The sequence below is a fragment of the Azospirillum brasilense genome, from assembly GCF_007827815.1.
In the GTDB taxonomy this organism is placed as follows: Bacteria; Pseudomonadota; Alphaproteobacteria; order Azospirillales; family Azospirillaceae; genus Azospirillum; species Azospirillum brasilense_C.
The window spans coordinates 20,202-39,406 of sequence record NZ_VITH01000003.1 but is presented as its reverse complement, the minus strand read 5'-3'; the positions used below and the strand labels follow the sequence as shown (position 1 = coordinate 39,406).

General features: G+C 68.7%; 18 protein-coding genes. 10 read left to right on the top strand and 8 right to left on the bottom strand.

The window, feature by feature from the left end; genetic code table 11:
* Nucleotides 1-32: 32 nt before the first annotated feature.
* A complete protein-coding gene (locus FBZ83_RS07005; protein ID WP_145681762.1) occupies nucleotides 33-425 on the bottom strand; it encodes a GreA/GreB family elongation factor in 393 nt (130 codons plus the stop codon).
* 296 nt (nucleotides 426-721) lie between these two features.
* Here FBZ83_RS07005 and FBZ83_RS07000 point away from each other — a divergent pair, with 296 nt between their 5' ends.
* The 3 genes from FBZ83_RS07000 (at nucleotide 722) to FBZ83_RS06990 (ending at nucleotide 4,395) form a co-directional block, all read left to right on the top strand.
* On the top strand, nucleotides 722-1,981 hold the full coding sequence (locus FBZ83_RS07000; RefSeq protein ID WP_145681759.1) for a Glu/Leu/Phe/Val family dehydrogenase: 1,260 nt from the start codon (nucleotides 722-724) through the stop codon (nucleotides 1,979-1,981).
* A gap of 145 nt (nucleotides 1,982-2,126) precedes the next feature.
* A complete protein-coding gene (locus tag FBZ83_RS06995; protein ID WP_247888185.1) occupies nucleotides 2,127-3,785 on the top strand; it encodes an ATP-binding protein in 1,659 nt (552 codons plus the stop codon).
* Entirely contained in the window at nucleotides 3,769-4,395 is a 627-nt protein-coding gene (locus FBZ83_RS06990) for a response regulator transcription factor (RefSeq protein WP_145681757.1), read from the top strand. The genes FBZ83_RS06995 and FBZ83_RS06990 overlap by 17 nt, the downstream gene beginning before the upstream one ends.
* A gap of 111 nt (nucleotides 4,396-4,506) precedes the next feature.
* Here FBZ83_RS06990 and FBZ83_RS06985 read toward each other — a convergent pair whose 3' ends face one another.
* The 3 genes from FBZ83_RS06985 to exbB are packed head-to-tail and all read right to left on the bottom strand — an operon-like array spanning nucleotide 4,507 to nucleotide 6,735.
* Nucleotides 4,507-5,346, bottom strand: coding sequence for an energy transducer TonB (locus FBZ83_RS06985; RefSeq protein WP_145681755.1), 840 nt, complete (start codon nucleotides 5,344-5,346; stop codon nucleotides 4,507-4,509).
* A complete protein-coding gene (gene exbD, locus FBZ83_RS06980; RefSeq protein ID WP_014241770.1) occupies nucleotides 5,343-5,765 on the bottom strand; it encodes a TonB system transport protein ExbD in 423 nt (140 codons plus the stop codon). The genes FBZ83_RS06985 and exbD overlap by 4 nt, the downstream gene beginning before the upstream one ends.
* A 4-nt stretch (nucleotides 5,766-5,769) precedes the next feature.
* The gene (gene exbB / locus FBZ83_RS06975; protein ID WP_247888184.1) at nucleotides 5,770-6,735 is read right to left on the bottom strand and encodes a tonB-system energizer ExbB; all 966 of its coding nucleotides are present in this window, start codon (nucleotides 6,733-6,735) and stop codon (nucleotides 5,770-5,772) included.
* Between the two features lie 154 nt (nucleotides 6,736-6,889).
* On the opposite strand from exbB, the gene FBZ83_RS06970 reads away from it, so the two are divergent.
* Nucleotides 6,890-7,150, top strand: a complete 261-nt coding sequence (locus FBZ83_RS06970) for a hypothetical protein (RefSeq protein ID WP_145681753.1) — start codon at nucleotides 6,890-6,892, stop codon at nucleotides 7,148-7,150.
* 24 nt (nucleotides 7,151-7,174) lie between these two features.
* Here the strand turns inward: FBZ83_RS06970 and FBZ83_RS06965 are convergent, their stop codons facing one another.
* From FBZ83_RS06965 to FBZ83_RS32290, 3 genes are all read right to left on the bottom strand, one after another.
* Nucleotides 7,175-7,996 carry a hypothetical protein gene (locus FBZ83_RS06965; RefSeq protein WP_145681751.1) on the bottom strand — a complete coding sequence of 274 codons (822 nt, stop codon included), beginning with the start codon at nucleotides 7,994-7,996 and terminating at the stop codon, nucleotides 7,175-7,177.
* Between the two features lie 75 nt (nucleotides 7,997-8,071).
* Nucleotides 8,072-8,428, bottom strand: coding sequence for a Lin0512 family protein (locus tag FBZ83_RS06960; protein ID WP_119508166.1), 357 nt, complete (start codon nucleotides 8,426-8,428; stop codon nucleotides 8,072-8,074).
* An 89-nt stretch (nucleotides 8,429-8,517) separates the two neighbouring features.
* The gene (locus FBZ83_RS32290) at nucleotides 8,518-10,278 is read right to left on the bottom strand and encodes a reprolysin-like metallopeptidase (protein ID WP_145681750.1); all 1,761 of its coding nucleotides are present in this window, start codon (nucleotides 10,276-10,278) and stop codon (nucleotides 8,518-8,520) included.
* A 620-nt stretch (nucleotides 10,279-10,898) separates the two neighbouring features.
* On the opposite strand from FBZ83_RS32290, the gene FBZ83_RS06950 reads away from it, so the two are divergent.
* The 6 genes from FBZ83_RS06950 to FBZ83_RS06925 all read left to right on the top strand — a co-directional run bounded on the left by FBZ83_RS06950 (nucleotide 10,899) and on the right by FBZ83_RS06925 (nucleotide 18,028).
* Nucleotides 10,899-11,357, top strand: coding sequence for a septal ring lytic transglycosylase RlpA family protein (locus FBZ83_RS06950; RefSeq protein ID WP_200477311.1), 459 nt, complete (start codon nucleotides 10,899-10,901; stop codon nucleotides 11,355-11,357).
* A gap of 153 nt (nucleotides 11,358-11,510) precedes the next feature.
* The gene (locus FBZ83_RS06945) at nucleotides 11,511-11,921 is read left to right on the top strand and encodes a hypothetical protein (RefSeq protein WP_145681748.1); all 411 of its coding nucleotides are present in this window, start codon (nucleotides 11,511-11,513) and stop codon (nucleotides 11,919-11,921) included.
* A 121-nt stretch (nucleotides 11,922-12,042) separates the two neighbouring features.
* Entirely contained in the window at nucleotides 12,043-13,752 is a 1,710-nt protein-coding gene (locus tag FBZ83_RS06940; RefSeq protein WP_145681746.1) for a sensor histidine kinase, read from the top strand.
* Nucleotides 13,749-14,468 carry a two-component system response regulator BtsR gene (gene btsR, locus FBZ83_RS06935; protein ID WP_014241759.1) on the top strand — a complete coding sequence of 240 codons (720 nt, stop codon included), beginning with the start codon at nucleotides 13,749-13,751 and terminating at the stop codon, nucleotides 14,466-14,468. The genes FBZ83_RS06940 and btsR overlap by 4 nt, the downstream gene beginning before the upstream one ends.
* Before the next feature lie 265 nt (nucleotides 14,469-14,733).
* Entirely contained in the window at nucleotides 14,734-16,545 is a 1,812-nt protein-coding gene (locus FBZ83_RS06930; protein ID WP_035679491.1) for a carbon starvation CstA family protein, read from the top strand.
* A 229-nt stretch (nucleotides 16,546-16,774) separates the two neighbouring features.
* A complete protein-coding gene (locus FBZ83_RS06925; RefSeq protein WP_145681744.1) occupies nucleotides 16,775-18,028 on the top strand; it encodes an MFS transporter in 1,254 nt (417 codons plus the stop codon).
* 7 nt (nucleotides 18,029-18,035) lie between these two features.
* Here FBZ83_RS06925 and FBZ83_RS06920 read toward each other — a convergent pair whose 3' ends face one another.
* Nucleotides 18,036-19,196 carry an osmoprotectant NAGGN system M42 family peptidase gene (locus tag FBZ83_RS06920; RefSeq protein ID WP_186465996.1) on the bottom strand — a complete coding sequence of 387 codons (1,161 nt, stop codon included), beginning with the start codon at nucleotides 19,194-19,196 and terminating at the stop codon, nucleotides 18,036-18,038.
* Between the last annotated feature and the right edge of the window lie 9 nt (nucleotides 19,197-19,205).

Genomic DNA, 19,205 nt, shown 5'->3' with positions numbered 1-19,205 from the left:
AATGAAGAGCGACGGCAGCCGTGCCGGCGGCGTCAGGTTGGGAGAATCCGGTCGATCGTCAGCTGGCGCGTGATCCCGTCGGCGTCGCTGTAGGGCATCCGGGCGCCTTCCCGGAGGCCGAGCATGGCCACCCCCAGAGGGGAGGCGACGGTGATCTGCTCTTCCTTGGGCGCTTGATCCGGATAGACCAGCTCTCCCCATTCCAGTGGCAGGCCGTCGTCGCGGCGGAACAGCACCCGGCTGCCCATGCGCACGATCGTCCGCGGGAGGTCGCTTTCCGGCCGAACAATCGCCCGCTCCAGCTCCCGCGACAGGAACGCCGAGACCTCCGGAGCCTGAACGGCCAGGCGGTCCATGGCCCGCAGCAGGCGGCCATACTCCATGCGCCCGATCCAGATCAGCGGCCGGTCGGTTCCCTCGGTCATCGATGCGTCCTCGACTGCGTGGCGGCGGTGATTCAAGCCCGGATGAACTCTCGCCCACGCGGATTGTCCACGGCCATCCGTATGATTACGGAGCGTTCGCGGCGCGTTGGGCTGTAAAAAAATTATCGTTATTTCCCAACATGTTGTGCGATTTCCGTAGTAATACGGATATTTTGATCCGGGTTATTCCCCAGTAGAAAAAGCCGTCATATGCCTTAGGGGCGGTGAGCAGAACCTTCCAGGAAGGAGATGCGGCCAACCTGCGGTGCTCCTGACCGAAACCATGGGGAAGAGTAATGGACGATCTGCTTTCGGGGGCGCTGAGCCGCCTGGATGAAGCCGCGAAGCACGTTGAGGTGGATTCCGAGGTTCTCGAGAAGCTGAAATACGCCAAGGAGACCCTGAGCGTCCGCCTGTCGGTGCGCATGGACGACGGATCGCGGCGCTCCTTCCCGGCGTGGCGGTGCCGCTACGACGACACCCGCGGCCCGACCAAGGGCGGCATCCGCTTCCATCCGAGTTCCAACCTGGAGGAGGTGACCACGCTGGCCTTCTGGATGACCTTCAAGTGCGCGGTGATGAACCTGCCTTACGGCGGGGGCAAGGGCGCGGTGAAGGTCGATCCGCACAGCCTGTCCAAGTCGGAGCTGGAGCGCCTGTCGCGCGCCTATGTGCAGGCTTTCGCCGGCATGATCGGACCCGACCGCGACATCCCGGCGCCGGACGTCTACACCAACTCCATGATCATGGGGTGGATGGCCGACGAGTACAGCTCCATCGTCCGCCAGCCGAGCCCGGCCGTGATCACCGGCAAGCCGCTGCCGCTCGGCGGATCGCTCGGGCGCGACGACGCGACCGCGCGCGGCGGCTACTACCTCATCAAGCATCTGGAGAAGGACCTGGGCCTCTCCGGGTCGGCCCGCCGGGTGGTGATCCAGGGCTACGGCAACGCCGGCTTCCACATCGCGCGTCTGCTGCACGCGGATGGTTACCGCATCGTCGGCCTGTCCGATTCCCGCGGCGCCATCGTCTGCGCGGACGGGCTGGACCCGCAGGCCGTGCAGGCGGCCAAGGAGCGCGGCGGCTCGGTGACCGCCTACACGGAAAACGGCGCCCGTGCGGTGACCGGCGACGAGCTTCTCGGCACCGATTGCGAGATCCTGGTCCCGGCGGCGCTGGAGGATCAGATCCACAAGGGCAACGCCGGGCTCATCACGGCCCGCGTCGTCCTGGAACTGGCCAACGGCCCGATCACGCCGGACGCCGACCGCATCCTGAACGAGGCCGGCGTCATCGTCCTGCCCGACATCCTGGCGAACGCCGGCGGCGTGACGGTGTCCTACTTCGAGTGGGTGCAGAACCGTCAGGGCTACTATTGGGGCCTGAGCGAGATCCACGAGCGTCTGCGCGTGATCATGGAGACCGAGGGCCGCCGGGTCTGGGACATGGGAACGGCCCGGAACATCCCGATGCGCACCGCGGCCTACGCCCACGCGCTGGAGCGGCTGTCGAGCGCCATCGCCGCGCACGGAACGCAGCCGTTCTTCGTCGGCTGATCCGCGCGTTGTGGGGACGGGGGCCCATTGGGCGTTCGTCACCCGCATCGGCGCCCACCGCATAGGCGAACGCGCCGGTTGGACGGTATAGTCGATGCCCGCCACCCGTGCCGTTCGCCCGTGCAGCCCGAAAGACTGTTCTGAGATGCCTTTTCCACCCGCCAGCCGTGCGACGGGAACGCCGGCCATCCTGACCGGCCGGGACATGGTCCTGCTGTCGCTCGCCTTCCTGGCGGCCTATCTGCCCATCGACTGGCTGACCTTCATCCATCCCCGCCCGAGCCTCAACATCACGCCGTGGAACCCGCCGGCCGGGCTCTACATGGCGCTTCTGCTGTGGACCGGCGCGCGCGGCCTGCCGATGGTCTACGCCACGCTGATCCTGGCCGATCTGGTGGTGCGGGGGCATCCCGCCTCGATCGCCTCGCTGCTGCTCTCGAATCTCGCCATCGTCGCCGGCTACGGAGCCGCCGCCCATGTTCTGCGCCACCGGGTGGCGATCGGCCTGGCGCTGAACCGGGTGCGCGACGTCGGCTGGCTGGTCGGCGTCACCTTCCTGAGCGCCGCCGTGGTGGCGCCCGTCTTCGTCGGCGTGTTCGTCCTGGACGGGGCCTTGCCCGCGGCCGACCTGCCGACGCTGGCGTTCCAATACTGGCTGGGCGATGCCATCGGCATCGCCGTGGTCACGCCCTTCGTCCTCCTCCTGCATCATCCCGACAAGACGCCCGCCTGGAGCGTGCCGAAGACGCCCACCGCCGCCCAGACGGCCGCCATCGCCGCGGCCCTGCTGCTGGTCTTCCTGCCCATCGGCGACGGCCAGTTCAACCTGTTCTACGTGCTGTTCCTGCCCCTCGTCTGGGTCGCCGTGTCGCACGGCCTGCCGGGCGCGGTGCTGGCGGCCCTGGCCATCCAGAGCGGCCTGATCGCCGGTCTGCAGGCGATCGGCCTTCCCCTGGGCGCGGTGGTGTATCACCAGACGCTGATGCTCGCCCTGGCCATCACGGCCCTGTTCCTCGGCGCCCTGGTCAGTGAGCGGCGCGAGGTCGAGGCCCGGCTGCGCGAGCACCAGACCGAGCTGGCCCACCTCTCGCGCCTCACCGTCACGGGCGAGATGGCGTCGGCCCTGGCCCACGAGCTGAACCAGCCGCTGCTGGCCGCCATCAGCTATGCCCGCGCCGCCCAGCGCCTGCTGGAGGGCGACGACACGCCGCCGCGCGCCCACGAACTCATCGACAAGGCGGTGATCCAGGCGGAGCGCGCGGGCGAGGTCATCCGCGGGCTGCGCACGTTCCTCAGCAAGGGATCGCTCCAACTGGCGCCGGAATCGGCCACCGAGATCCTGCGCGAGACGCTGACCCTGGTGCGCGGGGACGCGGCCTACAACCGGGTCCAACTCAAGGTGGACATGGCGGAGCCGCTGCCGCTCGTGCTGTGCGACCGCATCCAGATCGAGCAGGTCCTCCTCAACCTCGTGCACAACAGCATCGAGGCCATCGCCGCGGCCGACAGCCCGGTGCGCGAGGTCGTCCTGCGCGCCCAGGCGACACCGCCGGACGGCCTGACCTTCGAGGTCGAGGACAGTGGCCCCGGCGTGTCGCCGGGCATGGTCGAGCATCTCTACTCGCCCTTCGCCACGACGAAGCCGGCGGGCATGGGGCTTGGATTGCCCATCTGCCGCTCGATCGTGGAAAGCCACGGCGGCAGGCTGTGGCTCGGCCGCTCCGGTCCCACCGGTTCCGTCTTCCAGGTCTTCCTGCCCGCAGCCCGTTCCGACAGCCGGCCATCCCATGACCCAGACCGATAAACCCTCCCTCGCCGAACCGACCGTCTTCATCATCGACGACGACGAGGCGGTCCGCGACGCGCTCTCCGTCCTCGTCGAGGTGGCCGGCCTGTCCGTGCGCACCTTCGTCAACGCGCTGGAATTCCTGCACCGCTGCGACCCGGAGCAGCCGGGATGCGTGGTGGCCGACCTGCGCATGCCCTTTATGGACGGGCTGGAGCTTCAGGAGGAGCTGACCCGGCGCGGCTGCGGGCTGCCGGTCATCATCATCACCGCCCACGGCGAGGTGAGCGCCGCCGTCACCGCTTTCCGGTCCGGAGCCGTCGACTTCCTGGAAAAGCCGTTCGACGACGGGGTCTTCCTGCGCCGCATCCACGAGGCCTTGCAACGCGACGCCCACCAGCGCCGGGACCGCTCCGCCGCGGCCTCCGCCCTGGCGAAGCTGGCCCTGCTCAGCCCGCGCGAACGCGACGTCGCGGCGCTGATGGTGGAAGGCTGCGCCAACAAGGCCATCGCGATCCGCCTCGGGATCGGCGTCCGCACGGTGGAAACGCACCGGGCGAACATTCTAACCAAGCTGGACATCCGGACGATTCCGGAGCTCATGCGCCTGTGGATGCACACATCGTGAGGGGCATCGTGAGGCACATCCGGGCGACCCGCATCCGGCGCTCCGGCGTCTGACCGCTCGGACCGCGGCGCCCCCGCCGTCCGGCGGGGGTGCCGCAGGGGCGCCGTCGGCTCAGCGCAGGAAGTACTGCACCGGCACCACCAGCTCCATGCGGTCCTGCGCCACCTCCGGCGGCGGGGCCGGGAGCGGGGAGGCGCGTTCGACCAGGGCGATCGTCTCCTCGTCCAGCGCTTCGAAACCGGACCCCTTGTGCAGCCGCACCGACACCACCCGGCCCTGCCGGTCGATGGTGATCGCCACCTGCGGAACCCCCTGCTGGCGCCGCATCTGGGCGATGCGGGGGTAGCGCTTGTAGCGTTCCAGATGGCCGAGCACGGCACCATGCCACGTGGGCAGAGCGTTGCTGTTGCGCGGCACCGGCGCCGCCTGGGCCGGCGCGCCCGAGGGCGGGGCGGCGGCGGGCGCGGGGTTGGCCGGGGCTTCGGTGACCGGCTTCGGCTGGGCCTGCGGCTGCGGGCGCGGCTTCGGCGGTTCGACCTTGGGCTTCGGCTCTTCCTTGGGCTTGGGCTTCGGCTTGGGCGGCGGTTCCGGCAGGGCGACTTCCGCCGGCACGGGCGGCGGCGGTTCCGGGGCGATCTCGGGGATGGGCTCCGGTTCCGGTTCCGGCTCGATCACCGGCTCGGGCGGCATTTCCGGCTCCGGGAGCATCGACTCCAGGGTCGGGGGAGGCTCGGCGGGCGGCGTTTCCGGCAGCGGCGGCAGGTCGAGCATCACCGCGGGCGGCATCGCCGGCGCCTCCTCCATCGCGACGTGCCAGGACAGCGCGCCGACCGCGACGAGGGCGTGGGCGCCCAGCACGACGAGCAGGCTGCCGCCCCAGCGCGCCAGGGCGGGCGCCGTGCGCTCGCCATCCTCCGGGAGGTCGTTGGGATCGACGGTCGCCACGCTCATTTCGCGGCCGCGCCTTCCAGCCCGACCAGAGCGATCTTCAGATAGCCGGCGGCGCGCAGCGCGTTCATCACCTCGGTCAGCGCGCCGTAATCCACGCTGCGGTCGGCGCGCAGGAAGACGCGCGCGCCCTTGTCGCCGTTCGTCACCCCGTCCAGCGCCGCCGCCAGGGACTCCCGCGCCACCGGCGTGTCGCCGACCGACAGGCTCTTGTCGGCCTGGATGGTCAGGAACAGCGGCTTGTCGGGCCGCGGCTGCGGCTGGGCGGTCGAGGCCGGCAGGTCCACCGGCACGTCCACCGTCGCCAGCGGGGCCGCCACCATGAAGATGATGAGCAGCACGAGCATCACGTCGATGAAGGGCGTGACGTTGATGTCGTGCGACTCGGTGAGATCGTCGCCGTCGTCGAGACGCGCCGCCATGGCCTTACTCCGCCGCCTTGGACACGGCGCGCGGCAGGGCGCGGCGGTCCATGTCGCGGCTCAGCAGCCGCAGCACCGCCGCCGAGGAATCGCCGAGCTGGGCGCGGTAGCCGCCGATGGAGCGCGCGAAGCCGTTGTAGATGACCACCGCCGGGATGGCCGCGACGAGGCCGATGGCCGTCGCCAGCAGCGCCTCGGCGATGCCCGGCGCCACCACGGCGAGGTTGGTCGTCTGCGACTTGGCGATGCCGATGAAGCTGACCATGATGCCCCACACCGTGCCGAACAGGCCGACGAAGGGAGCCGTGGAACCGATGCTGGCGAGGATACCGGTGCCGCGCATCATGCGCCGCCCCTCCGCGGCCTCGATCCGCTCCAGGCGCGAGGCCGCGCGCTCCTTCAGACCGTCCTGCGAGGGGGCGTCGGCGGACTGGTGGGCCTCGGCAATCACGGCGCGCAGGAAGGCGGTGGCCGGGGTCTTCTCGAAGCCGATGCTCTCCGCCGCCTGGGTCAGCGACCGCGCCTGCTCCAGCGCCGCCAGGGAGGTCCGCGCCTTGCGCTTGGCCTTCGACAGCTCCAGCGACTTGGCGAGGAAGATGGTCCAGGTCGCCACCGAGGCCAGCGCCAGACCGATCATCACCGCCTGGACCACCGGGCTCGCCGCCATGAACATGCCCCAGGGGGACAGGTCGTGCGGCAGGATCGCCGTCGCGGCGGTCATGTGGTCCAGCCCAGCGGCCGCTCCAGCCGCAGCGTCCGGCGCGGCCAGCGGGGCGGCCAGCGCGTCGGCGGGGGGGGGCGTCATGGGCGTCGTTGCGGGCGCCCCCAGGGGGGCCGCCATCGGGGGCGGTGCCGCGGGTGCGGCGCCGTTGGTGGCGGGGGTGCCCTGCGCCCAGCCGAGTCCGCTCGACAGGAAGGTGCCGGCGGCGGCCATCGCGGCGATGGAACGGGTGTGAAGCGCTGTGAACATTGGCGGTTCAAACTTCTTTGCGGCTGACTTCCTTCCTGTATAGTGCGAACGACTCTCATTTGCACCCATAAAGTGCTATAGTGCTGCTATGCGACAAATGGGCAGCGCGGCGGTTGTTCACGGCGTGACCGATGAACCGCAAGGGGAGATTGCGATGCCCAACGTCCGGACCGTATCGGAACACGGCAGTTTCCGGCTGGTCGAGCGGGATGGATTCTACGCCGTGATCGAGGCGCGCGACGGCCAAGTCTACGGACTCCATGGGGCGGCGGGCAACCGTCCCAGCGCGCCGGACCGCCCGGACGCCGCCGAAGCCGTCGTCGCCCCCGGCGACTGGAGCGCCGAGGATGACGCCCGCCGCTGGTTCGCGGACCTGACCGCCCGCGGCGAGGAGCTAGCCCGTAAAATCTGGTGAGCCGAAACCGGGCGCTGGCCCGGCTCAGAAGGCCTGAATCGCCTGCGACGAGACCGTCCGCCAGCGGGCGTCGGCCTCCTTCAGCATGGTCTGGATGTGGCCGATGTGCACTTGGCCGTAGAGGATCAGGATGTTGCGGTCCGGCTCGGCCTTGATGGCCGCCACCACCTTCTCCTCGCGCAGAGTGGTCAGCGCCGGCGGCAGGGCTTCGCGCACCATGGAGCCCGAGGCGGTGGTCGCCAGCATGAGGCGGATGGCGGCCTGGACGCGCCGCTGCACCCAGCCCGGCAGCGTGTCGTACTCGTCCCGGAGCTGCGCCAGATCGATGGTCTCCTGGTCGGCCTCGTCCGGATCATCGGGGGGCAGGGCGGCCAGCAGTTGCGACAGAGTGACGTCGACGTTGCGGGCGTCCGGCCCCGGCGGGCCGATCAGGGCGCGGTTGTCCTGCAGCACCAGCCCGTCGCCGAGCAGCTTCGCCATCATCTCGTAGGGATGCTGCTTGCTGTCCGGGTTCCAGTCGGCCCCCAGCCGGCGCAGCACGTCGGCCACACCGGCGGGGTTGGCGGCGTCGTCGGGACGGACCTCCTCGTAGAAGACCAGCCAGCCCTCCTGGCGCCGCTGCGCGATGTGCTTGGCGATCGCGCTGTAGAAGTCCGGCTTGGCGACATGGACCATGCCCTGCATCTCCACCTGCCGCCGCCCGTCGCTCATCACGACTCGCGACAGTTCCAGTGGAATGTGGTCGGCAATCACCGGCAGGGCGGCCACCACCCCCACGGTCAGGGTGACGAGGCCGCCGGCGAGGATGCCGACGGCGATCAGGACGGTTCGGAGCGCGCGCTTCATGCCCGGACGCTGGCACGAAAAAGGGGCGGGGGCAACCGCTCCGGACTCAACAGGCCCGACGCCGGGCGCCGAGCCTCACACGCCGACCTCCACCGCGGCGTTGACGATGTAGATCATCTCGTTGCGGTCGTTCTTGTCGGCCAGGAAGATGCCGCTGGGCGCCAGCATGCCGCCGGACACCACGTTGAAGGACACCTGCCCATAGGGGAAGACGGCGCGGACGGCGTCCAGGTCCAGACGGTCGGCGTCCGCCGGAACGGCGAGGTGGACGCGGACCTGCATCCGGCTGGTGTCGCCGTCGACCAGCGCCCTCATGCCGGGCATGGAGTTGCGCTCGATGGCGTTGCGCACGGCGCGCACGGCGGCCTTGGTCACGTCCTGCCCATGCAGATCGGCGCCCATGCCGAGTTCGACGAACATCACCTGCTTCATGGTCGCGGCTCCTTCTTGTCCCTGGGGCAACAATTGCGCCCAGAATGCGCGAGAGTGGCGCCGCCGCCGCGCCCGGACCAACCGCTTTTTCAAACTGCGGAAACCGGTCCGCCGATCCGGAAGGCAAGGTAGCCGTCCGCCCCGACCTGCCCGGGACTGGTGGCCAGTCCGCCGGGCGTCCGTCCGCCGAAGGTCAGGCTGAGATCGGTGCCGCCGTTGCCGTCCAGGTCGATGCGCGCGGTGGCCCCCTGATAACCGGCGGCCCCCGCCAGATCCTCCCAGGTCAGCGTGGAGACGGTGTCGGTCCAGCCCCAGGCGATCGCCCATTCCTCCGGTTGCAGGTCGGTGACGGTCGACCATGTGACGCTCTCGCCCCGTCCGTCGATGAAGAAGGTGTCCGCGCCGGCTCCGCCGCTCAGGAAGTTGGAGCCCGCGCCGCCGTCCAGGACATCGCCCCCGCCTCCGCCCTGCGCGGCGTCGTTGCCGCCGAGCAGGTTCATGAAGTCCCCCTGGTCGCTGCCGATGACCGCCTCGCCCGACGCCGTTCCCAGAAACTGGTTCCGCAGCCCGGCGACCGGGCCGTCGTAGGGCGCCATCCGCACCTCGTAGCTCCGGCTGCCATCCTGGACGAGGGCGCGCTCGTCCGGCGCCGCGCGGGACAGGGCTGCGGCGGCCTCCTGCCGGGCGACGATCCGGTCGCTGAAGACCAGGCGCTCGACGCCGCTCAGCCGGTCAGTGCCGCCGGCCCCGGTGACGATCAGGTCCGCTCCGTTCCCCGACGGATCAGCGGTCACGAAGGCGTTCGCGGAGGGAAAATCATAGACGGCCGTGTCGCTGCCGCTGCCGCCGTCGAGGAGGTCGTCGCCGGCCCCGCCGTCCAGCGTGTCGTCGCCCACTCCCCCCTCCAGGGTCTCGGCGAAGGCGGAGCCGGTCAGCCGATCACCCGCCGATCCCCCGACGACTCTCTCGATTCGTGTGCCGTGGCCGACGAAGAACTGGTTCCGGGCGAGGATCGACGATGCCTGGGCGGAGAACCAGCCCCAGCCGCCCGCCAGATCGACGGTGACGGGAACGTCCGACCCCGCCGCGGACAGGGTGTCGTTGCCCCCGCCGTCCCAGAGGTAGCGCCCCGGCGCTCCCGGCGTCAGGAGATAGAGGTCGTCGCCCGCCCGCACGGTGGGGTTGGGGCCGTAGAGGCGCTGGATCGCCGCGACGTCATAGACACCCAGCCCGCCGGGCCAGACGCCGTAATAGGACATGATCGTGTTGGTCCGGTTGTCCTCGGACGGGGGCAGGAAGGGCGGGGTGCCGCTGCCGGTGCCGTTGTAGTCGCCAGGATGCTTCAGTCCGAGCGCGTGCCCGATCTCGTGGATGTAGGTCCGGTAGCCGGCCGATTCGGGGTCGAGGTAGATGTAGGACCCCGCGGCGTTGGGGTAGTACGCCATGCCGGAGGCGCGGAAGACGTCCAACTGGCTCATGTGGAACTGGAGATTGGCGGTCATGGGGTCCGCCGCCTCCACGAAGGCGAGGTTGGCGACCGCGCTCCATTCCCCCATCGCCTGCAGCGCCATGGCCCGCTGGCCATCGTTGAGGGGCCGGAAGCCCGGCACGTAGCGGAGGCCGGCGTCCACCACCCAGCCGTAGGTCAGGGTGTAGGGCAGGGAAGCGGCGCCGTCCGGCGGAGCCCCCCAGCGGCGCCCGCTGTCGAAGGCGCGCAGAAACAGCGGGTCGTCGGGGCCGGGCGTCGTCCGTCCGGCCGTCACTGGGCCTGCAATACTATCATAGGCTGATTGATCGTCGCCGATTCCGTCTCCGTTCTCGCCAAGGCCGGGAATCCGAGACTCACTCATCTCCGCAAGCTCCGTCGGGGTGGCCGGTGTTTCGTTAAATTCGTTCCGAATTTCGATGATGTTTGGCGAAAACGATCGGCGTTCGTCTTTCAATCGCTCAGTACTTATGACAAGCCGTTTGACGGCGTTCAATGGATCAGACGGCACCTTCAACATTGAAGGAGGAAAATTTTTCAGCGGATTTTCAGTGTCTTGTGGGTATGCCGGGAAATTCCATCCGCGCACTCGCGAAGCGGAGACGGGGCCGGGTTCTGCGTTGGGGGCAACTGGCAGGATTTTCAGAATGGCATCGAAAACAATAATTGAAAATGAAACGTGATGAGCATCGCCGCATAATGAAGAAAATGGCAAAATAAAATCGTTAAAGAATATTAAGACGCAATCCTGTCACAGCATAGGCGTGGATTCGCGGATTGACAGGATGGAGAGATTCCGCAACCGTGGCCGCAGAACAACAACGGGGGAGAAAAAGAGTGCGGTATGGCTGTGTTGCGCTCGCCATCTGTGCTGTTTCTGTTGGGGCATGCTCGTCCACGGCACAGATCGCCACCGTCCCGCCAGCGCCGCAGGACATCGCGTTCGAGGACACATCGGCACCGGTCGTTCCGGAGATCGAACCGGTGTATGTCCATAAGGGCAAGGCGTCCTATTACGCCGATTTCTTCCATGGCCGGACCACCGCGTCGGGGGAGCGCTTCAGCCAGAACCGGCTGACCGCGGCGTCCCGCCGGCTTCCCCTGGGCAGCCGCGTCACGGTGACCAACGCCGACAACGGGCGCAGCGTCGAGGTCGTGATCAACGACCGTGGACCCTACGTGAAGGGCCGGGTGATCGACCTGTCCCGCAAGGCCGCCGGCGAACTGGGCATGATCGAGGACGGCGTGGTGAATGTCCGCGTCGAGGCCCGGCCCTCCGACCAGCCGAACCGTTCGCTGCGGCAACGGCTGGAGCAGATGGTCGCCGCGCTCTACCCCGACCGCAAGCCCGACACCGAACCGCCCGTTACCGTCGCCGAGCGCCCCGAACCGGATTTGGATAGCACGAACTTCGGCGGCACGGATTTGGGCGCCGCCGAGTAACGGGACCGCGCCGCACCGGACGGTGGTTCCCGCCCGAACGTTCAACGCACGCAGGTTTCCGTCCGATTTCCGCCCAAAGGGCGCGGCGCCGCGAAGGCCGCCGACGCGCCCCGGCGGATGGCGGAGCCGTGCGCACAGAGGAGGTTTCACCCCATGCTGAAACTGGTCATCCGCGACACGCATCACGCCGCCGGCCTGTTCCTGGAGCAGGTGGACAACGTCCGCCAGCTCATCGCCGAATTGAAGGCGCTGAAGCGCGTTCCCTCCGCCTCGCTCTATCTGGAGGGGCTGGCCGAGCGCTGCCTGCGGCGCGGCTGGACGGTGATCCCAGCCGATCCGCTGATCCGCGGCTGCACGTCGCGCACCCACATCGTCGAACTGCATCTCGACCCCAACCAGCCGGGCGCGCCCTTCGTCGGCATCTACGAGCCGGGGGAGGACGGCACCCCCTGCCGCCGCCTGCACGATTCCCTGGAGGGGCTGGCCAGCCGCCTGCGCCTGCCGCCCGTTACCGCCGCCACCGCTCCCTTGTCGGTGCAGCGGGTCCCGGCGCTGGCCGCCTGACGGCGTCCGCGCGGCCTGCGTTCACAAGCCGCATCCATTGATTGGAATCATACCGCGGCAGGGCGGGCGGGGGTAGCCTGCGGGCCGGCAATCCCGCCGTCCGCTGCCCGTGCCCGTCCCCATGACCGTCGAGCATCTCAGCCTCGTCTTCCTGCTGCTCCAGCAGATGTGCGTGTATCTGGTCATCGCCTACATGCTGAGCCGGACGCCGCTGTTCCTGCCGGTGATGCACCTCACCGTGCGCTGGCCGCACAAGCTGGCCTGCTACGTCATCTTCTCCATGTTCTGCGTCATGGGGACCTATTTCGGGTTGCAGATCGACGATTCCATCGCCAACACCCGCGCCATCGGGGCCGTGCTGAGCGGCATCCTGGGCGGGCCGTCGGTGGGGCTGGCGGTCGGCTTCACCGGCGGTCTGCACCGCTACTCGCTGGGCGGCATGTCGGCGGTGGCCTGCGCCATCTCCACGGTGACGGAGGGGCTGATCGGCGGGCTGGTGCACCGCCACTTCGTCAACCAGGGCCGCATCGAGCCGCTGTTCGACCCGCTGCGCGTCGGCGCCGTCACCCTCGTGGCGGAAATCGCCCAGATGCTGATCATCCTGCTGGTGGCCAAGCCCTTCCCGGCGGCGGTCCATCTGGTCGAGGTGGTGGCTCTGCCGATGATCGTCGCCAACACGCTGGGAGCGGGGCTGTTCATGCGCATCCTGATGGACCGCCGCGCCCTGATCGACAAGCAGTCGAGCGCCTTCTCCGCCAAGGCGCTGAAGATCGCCGCGCGGGCCGACGGCGTGCTGCGCCAGGGCTTCAACGAAGAGAACAGCATGCGGGTCGCCCGCATCATCTACGAGGAGACGGGCGTCGGCGCCGTCGCCATCACCGACCGTGAGAAACTGCTCGCCTTCATCGGCGTCGGCGACGACCACCATCTGCCGGGCACACCGATCACCTCGCCCCAGACCTACCAGGCCATCGCCAACAACCAGGTGCTCTACGCCGACGGCAATCTGGTCTCCTACAAATGCTCGATCCACCCGAACTGCCGGCTGGGCGCCTCGCTGGTGATCCCGCTGGTCGGCGAGGACGACCGGGTGATCGGCACCGTGAAGCTGTACGAGCCGAAGACCAAGCTGTTCTCCACGATCAACCGCACGCTGGGGGAAGGCATCGCCCGGCTGTTGTCCAGCCAGATCCTCGCCGGGCGCTACGAACAGCAGAAGGCGCTGCTCGCCCAGTCGGAGATCAAGCTGCTGCACGCCCAGGTCAACCCGCATTTCCTGTTCAACGCGCTGAACACCATCTCCGCGGTCATCCGCAACGACCCGGAACGGGCGCGCCAGCTCGTGCAGAGCCTGTCGGTCTTCTTCCGCAAGAACCTGAAGCGCCCCAGCCAGGAAGCCACGGTGGCCGACGAGGTGGAGCATGTCAGCGCCTATCTCCAGATCGAGCTGGCGCGCTTCACCGGGCGCCTGTCGGTTGAGATCGACGTGCCGGACGAGCTGCGCCACGCCCGGCTGCCGGCCTTCCTGCTCCAGCCGCTCGTGGAAAACGCCATCAAGCACGGCACCTCGCAGCTCCTCGGCCCCGGCCATGTCCGCATCGCGGCGCGGCGGGAGGGTGGCGACCTGCGGCTGTCGGTGGAGGACAACGCCGGCCTTTACGAGGAGAAGCCGGGCGGCGACGGGCTGGGCATGTCGATCGTGGACCGCCGCGTCCGCAACCGCTTCGGCAACGGCTACGGGGTGGACGTCGCCTGCGAGGCCGACGTCTTCACCCGCATCACCCTGCGCCTTCCCCTGGACATCCCTGCCGTCGCGGAGACCGCGCCATGATGACCGTCCTGATCGTGGACGACGAGCCGCTGGCCCGCGAGGAGCTGCGGCGCCTTCTTGAGGAGTTCCCCGACCTTCAGGTCGCCGGGGAATGCGCCAACGCCATCGAGGCCATCGGCGCCATCAACCGCCAGCCGCCCGACGTGGTCTTCCTTGACATCCAGATGCCGCGCGTCAGCGGGCTGGAAATGCTGAGCATGCTCGACCCGGAGCGGATGCCCCGCATCGTCTTCCTGACCGCCCACGACGAATACGCCGTCCAGGCCTTCGAGGAGCACGCCTTCGACTATCTGCTGAAGCCGGCGGATCCGGCCCGGCTGGCCAAGACGTTGCAACGGCTGCGCCGCGAGCGGGCGCCGCAGGACCTCGCCGTGCTGAAGGACGCCGCTCCGCTGCGCCTGATCCCCTGCACCGGCCACAACCGCATCTCCCTGCTGAAGCTCGACGAGGTGGAATGCGTGGCCTCCAAGGCGAGCGGCGTTTTCGTCGTGGGGGCCGATGGCGAGGAACGCTTCACCGAGCTGACCCTGCTGACCTTGCAGGAGCGCACGCCGCTGGTGCGCTGCCACCGGCAATATCTGGTCAACCCCGACCGGATCCGGGAAATCCGTCTGATCGACAACGGTCTGGCGGAAATCCAGACGCTCGGCGGCCAGAGCATTCCGGTCAGCCGCCGCTTCCTCGGCCCGCTGAAGGAACGGCTGGGCATCGGGTGAATGTCATGGCTAAACCCTCTCCCCTCTGGGGAGAGGGTTAGGGTGAGGGGGTTGCGCTTGTGCCGGACGCACCGACATGCGCAACCCCCTCACCGGCCCTGCGGGCCACCCTCTCCCCGGAGGGGAGAGGGCTTATAAAATCCCCCCACCGCTCACCACCGCTTTCCGACCGCTCGCCACGCCATGGCGCCGCTCCGGGGAGAGCACCACACGGAGGATGAAACCCGGCCTACCGTGACCGCAGTTCCTTCCAAGGAGAGCTGTCATGGATCACGCCCTAACATTTGTGATCGCGACACTCTGCATCCTCGCCCTCTGCTACCGCTTCTACGGCGTGTTCTTTGTGCGCAAGGTGCTCCGTGCCGATGATTCCGAGGTGACGCCGTCCCACATCCTGGCCGACGGGCGAAACTATGTTCCCACCAAGAAGTGGGTGAACGCTGGCCAGCATTTCGCGGCGATCGCCGCTGCCGGCCCGCTGGTCGGCCCCGTGCTGGCCGCGCAGTTCGGCTATCTGCCGAGCTTCCTGTGGCTGCTGATCGGCTGCGTCATCGGCGGCGCGGTGCACGACACCGTCGTGCTGTTCGCCTCGATGAAGCACAAGGGCCAGTCCCTGTCGGAGGTTGCCAAGGCCGAACTCGGCCCGGTCGCCGGCTGGTGCACCGGTCTGGCGATGCTGTTCATCATCACCATCACCATGGCCGGCCTGTCGATGGTCGTCGTCCATGCGCTGGAACGCAACGCCTGGGGCGCCTTCGCGGTCTTCATGACGATCCCGATCGCCGTCGCGCTCGGCCTCTACGAGAAGATCACCGGCTCATCCAAGGGCGCCACCCAGGTCGGCATCGCCGCCATCGCCGCCTCCGTCTTCGCCGGCCCCTACATCCAGGGCACGGTGCTGGGAAGCTGGCTGACGCTGCACGCCGAGACGGTCGCGCTGATCCTGCCGATCTACGCCTTCTTCGCCACGGCGCTGCCGGTGTGGATGCTGCTGACCCCGCGCGGCTACCTGTCGAGCTTCATGAAGATCGGCGTGTTCGGCGCGCTCGTCGTCGGCGTCGTCTTCATCAACCCGGAAATCCGCTTCCCCGCGCTCACCGACTTCATCCATGGCGGCGGCCCGGTGCTGGCCGGCCCGGTGTGGCCGTTCATCTCGATCACCATCGCCTGCGGCGCCATCTCCGGCTTCCACGCCTTCATCGGCTCGGGCACCACGCCGAAGCTGATCGACAAATGGAGCGACATCCGCACCGTGGCCTTCGGCGGCATGCTGGCCGAATGCGTGGTCGGCGTCATGGCGCTGATCGCCGCCACCTCCCTGCACCCGGCCGACTATTTCGCCATCAACTCCTCGCCCGCCGCCTTCCAGGCCCTGAACATGCAGGTCGTCGATCTGCCGCGGCTCAGCCAGGAAATCGGCCTCGACCTCTACGGCCGCACCGGTGGTGCTGTGACCCTGGCCGTCGGCATGACGGAAATCTTCACCCGCATCCCGTGGTTCGGCACGCTGGCCTCCTACTTCTTCCAGTTCGTCGTGATGTTCGAAGCGGTCTTCATCCTGACCGCGGTGGACAGCGGCACCCGCGTGGCCCGCTACCTGATCCAGGACCTGGGTGGCGACCTCTATGCCCCGCTGAAGCGTCTCGACTGGGTCCCCGGTTCGATCGCCGCGAGCGTGCTGGCCTGCGTGGCCTGGGGCTACCTGCTGACGTCGGGCGACATCAACTCGGTGTGGGCGCTGTTCGGGGTGTCGAACCAGCTCATGGCCTCGGTCGGCCTGATCATCGGCGCCACGATCATCCTGCGCCTCGGCCAGAAACGGGTCTACATGCTGACCTGCCTCGTCCCGCTGGCCTACCTGTTCGTGACGGTGAACTACGCCGGCTACTGGATGATCACCAACGTCTATCTGAACCCGCTGGCCAAGGGCTACAACGTCTTCAACGCCGGCATCTCGATCATCATGCTGTCGCTGGGCTTCGTGATCCTGATCGCCGCTCTCAAGAAGTGGAAGGAACTCCTGCGCATCCGCAAGGACACCCTGCCTGAGACGCTGATCGCCACCCCGGCGGAATAGCCGGACACCGGGCAAGCCGCCCGGAGACGACCAAGCGCTCAACCAGAAGAGGTATCGCTGCTCCCCCAGCGGTACCTCTTCTGCATTTCTGTGGAATGGCTGGGACGGCCCCGATTCCGCGAATTACAAGGGTTGATTCGCCATCCGGCGGGTGCCATCCAAGGGCCGGCGCCGTGGCCTCCGGGCTGCGGCGCTGGTTTATCGTTGGATGGAACGGGTGGTCGGACATATGCCGCAGGTTGCACGGTCGGTACTTTCGCTCCTGCTCGGGGTCGCTTTCCTGATGCTGGGCAACGGCGCGCTCAGCACGCTCATCGGCCTGCGGCTGGCCGGCACGGAGTCCGGTGCGGTCGCGGTGGGCCTGATCACCGCGGCCTTCTACAGCGGGCTGACCGGCGGCTCCCTGTTCGCCCACCGAGTCATCACGCGGGTCGGCCACATCCGCGCCTTTGCCGCCTTCGCCTCCGTCCTGTCGGCGGCGGCGCTGTCCCACGCCCTGTTCGACGCGGTGCCGCTGTGGACCGTGCTGCGGCTGGCCGAGGGCTTCTGCATGGCCGGCCTCTACATCTGCATCGAAAGCTGGCTGAACGGCACCGCCAACAACGAGACGCGTGGGCAGATCCTGTCGCTCTACATGGTCACGCTCTACGCCGCCTCGGCGGTGGGCCAGCAGCTGTTGCAGCTGGACGACGAGGCGGGCGTGCGCATCTTCATGCTGATCGCCATCCTGCTGACGCTCGCCCTGGTGCCGGTGGCGCTGACCCGGACCACGCCGCCGACCTTGCCGAATGTGGAATCCTACGGGCTGCGGCGGCTGTACGAGGCGTCGCCGCTGGGCGTCGTCGGCGTCTTCATCAGCGGGACGGTCACCGGCTCCATCTACGGCCTCGCCCCGGTGTTCGGCGCGGCCTCCGGCTTCGGAGTGTCGGGGACGGCGCTGTTCATGAGCACCCTGATCCTGGGCGGGGTGGCGCTGCAATGGCCCCTGGGGCGGCTGTCCGACCGTTTCGACCGGCGCGCCGTCATCATCGGCCTGTCGGCGGCGCTGGCGCTGGTCAGCGTCGGCATGATCCTGGCGGATGGCAGCGGGCGGCAGGAGACGCTGCTGCTGGTGGCGCCGTTCTTCGGTGGACTGGCCTTCACGCTCTACCCGGTCTGCGCCGCCCACACGAACGACCATGCCGGGCCGGACAACGTGGTGTCGGTCAGCGGTGGCCTGATCCTCGCCAACTCGGTGGGGGCGATCATCGGGCCGCCGCTGGCGTCCGCCGTCATGGGCTTTGCCGGGCCGGAGGCGCTGTTCGGCTTCATCGCGGCGGGGGCGGGCTCGGCGACGCTCTACGGCCTGTGGCGCACGCGCATGCGCCCGCCGCCGCCCGCCGAGGCGCAGGCCAGCTTCCGCCCGCTGCCCCAGACGACGCCGACCGTCACGCCGCTCGACCCCGTGGGGACGCCCCGGCCGGAGTTGGCGGCTGGGGATTGAGGCAGCCTTACTCCTCGACCTTTGCCGGTGCGGTGGGCTGCCAGGGGAAGGCGCCCATCGGACCCATGCCGACGCGGTCGCGCGGGATCGCGACATCGCTCTGCATGTAGAGCGCGATCAGCTCGGCCAGCGAGCGCAGCGAGTCCGCGTGGATGCGCTCGTAGCCGTGGGAGCTGTCGATGCCGAAGCAGACCAGCGCCGTGCGGATGTCGTTGCCGGCCTCGATGGCGGCGGCGCTGTCGCAGCGGTAATAGCGGAAGACGTCGCGCTGGTGCTCGATCTCGTGCTGTTGGCACAGCGACAGCAGCTTGTGCGTCAGGTGATAGTCGAAGGGGCCGGTGCTGTCGGCCATGGCGACGGTCACGCCGAACTCGCGGCTGTTCTGGCCCATGGCGGTGGTGCCGTTGTCGATGGTGACCATCTCCGCCACATCCTTGTGCAACACCGACGAGGCGCCGGAGCCAACCTCCTCCGAGATGGTCAGCAGCAGGTGGCAGTCCACCGGCAACGGCAGCTTGGCGTCCAGCACCGCCTTGGCGGCGGCGAAGATCACCGCCACCCCCGCCTTGTCGTCGAGATGGCGGGAGTTGATGAAGCCGCTGGCGTCGAATTCCGCCTGCGGGTCGATGGCCACGAAGTCGCCGACGTTGAAGCCGTGGAACTGCAGTTCCGCCAGAGTCTCGCAACGGGCATCCACCCGGATCTCCAGGTTGGTCCAGGCCACCGGCTGGGTGTCGATCTCCTCATTGAAGGTGTGGCCGGACGCCTTCAGCGGCAGAATGGTGCCGCGGTAGCTGCCCTTGTCGGTGTAGACGGTGCAGCGCGCTCCCTCGGCGAAGCGCGCCGACCAGGTGCCGATGGGCACGACCTCCAGCCGGCCGTTCGGCTTCAGCATCTTCACCTGGGCGCCCAGCGTGTCGAGATGGGCGACCACGGCGCGGTCGGGGCTGTACTGCCGCCCCGCCAGATCGGCGCGGATCGCCCCGCGCCGGGTCAGCTCGAAGGGGATGCCCAGACGGTGCAGTTCGTCGCCGCAGAAATGCACGATCTGGTCGGTGTATCCGGTCGGGCTCGGGATCTCCAGCAGGCGGCGGAGAAGGCCCGTCAGATAGTCCATGTCGATGACCGGCCGGACGATTCCGGCCCGCGTCAAGGCTGCCTGCTCCATACCACCTCC

What these genes read in the sequence shown, in the direction of transcription:
- FBZ83_RS06925 (WP_145681744.1), top strand. Translation starts at nt 16,775, where the DNA reads ATGCCGCAGGTTGCACGGTCGGTACTTTCGCTCCTGCTCGGGGTCGCT.
- FBZ83_RS07005 (WP_145681762.1), bottom strand. Translation starts at nt 425, where the DNA reads ATGACCGAGGGAACCGACCGGCCGCTGATCTGGATCGGGCGCATGGAG.
- exbD (WP_014241770.1), bottom strand. Translation starts at nt 5,765, where the DNA reads ATGGCGGCGCGTCTCGACGACGGCGACGATCTCACCGAGTCGCACGAC.
- btsR (WP_014241759.1), top strand. Translation starts at nt 13,749, where the DNA reads ATGATGACCGTCCTGATCGTGGACGACGAGCCGCTGGCCCGCGAGGAG.
- FBZ83_RS06965 (WP_145681751.1), bottom strand. Translation starts at nt 7,996, where the DNA reads ATGAAGCGCGCGCTCCGAACCGTCCTGATCGCCGTCGGCATCCTCGCC.
- exbB (WP_247888184.1), bottom strand. Translation starts at nt 6,735, where the DNA reads ATGTTCACAGCGCTTCACACCCGTTCCATCGCCGCGATGGCCGCCGCC.
- FBZ83_RS06985 (WP_145681755.1), bottom strand. Translation starts at nt 5,346, where the DNA reads ATGAGCGTGGCGACCGTCGATCCCAACGACCTCCCGGAGGATGGCGAG.
- FBZ83_RS06920 (WP_186465996.1), bottom strand. Translation starts at nt 19,196, where the DNA reads ATGGAGCAGGCAGCCTTGACGCGGGCCGGAATCGTCCGGCCGGTCATC.
- FBZ83_RS06930 (WP_035679491.1), top strand. Translation starts at nt 14,734, where the DNA reads ATGGATCACGCCCTAACATTTGTGATCGCGACACTCTGCATCCTCGCC.
- FBZ83_RS32290 (WP_145681750.1), bottom strand. Translation starts at nt 10,278, where the DNA reads ATGAGTGAGTCTCGGATTCCCGGCCTTGGCGAGAACGGAGACGGAATC.
- FBZ83_RS07000 (WP_145681759.1), top strand. Translation starts at nt 722, where the DNA reads ATGGACGATCTGCTTTCGGGGGCGCTGAGCCGCCTGGATGAAGCCGCG.
- FBZ83_RS06960 (WP_119508166.1), bottom strand. Translation starts at nt 8,428, where the DNA reads ATGAAGCAGGTGATGTTCGTCGAACTCGGCATGGGCGCCGATCTGCAT.
- FBZ83_RS06990 (WP_145681757.1), top strand. Translation starts at nt 3,769, where the DNA reads ATGACCCAGACCGATAAACCCTCCCTCGCCGAACCGACCGTCTTCATC.
- FBZ83_RS06940 (WP_145681746.1), top strand. Translation starts at nt 12,043, where the DNA reads ATGACCGTCGAGCATCTCAGCCTCGTCTTCCTGCTGCTCCAGCAGATG.
- FBZ83_RS06970 (WP_145681753.1), top strand. Translation starts at nt 6,890, where the DNA reads ATGCCCAACGTCCGGACCGTATCGGAACACGGCAGTTTCCGGCTGGTC.
- FBZ83_RS06945 (WP_145681748.1), top strand. Translation starts at nt 11,511, where the DNA reads ATGCTGAAACTGGTCATCCGCGACACGCATCACGCCGCCGGCCTGTTC.
- FBZ83_RS06995 (WP_247888185.1), top strand. Translation starts at nt 2,127, where the DNA reads ATGCCTTTTCCACCCGCCAGCCGTGCGACGGGAACGCCGGCCATCCTG.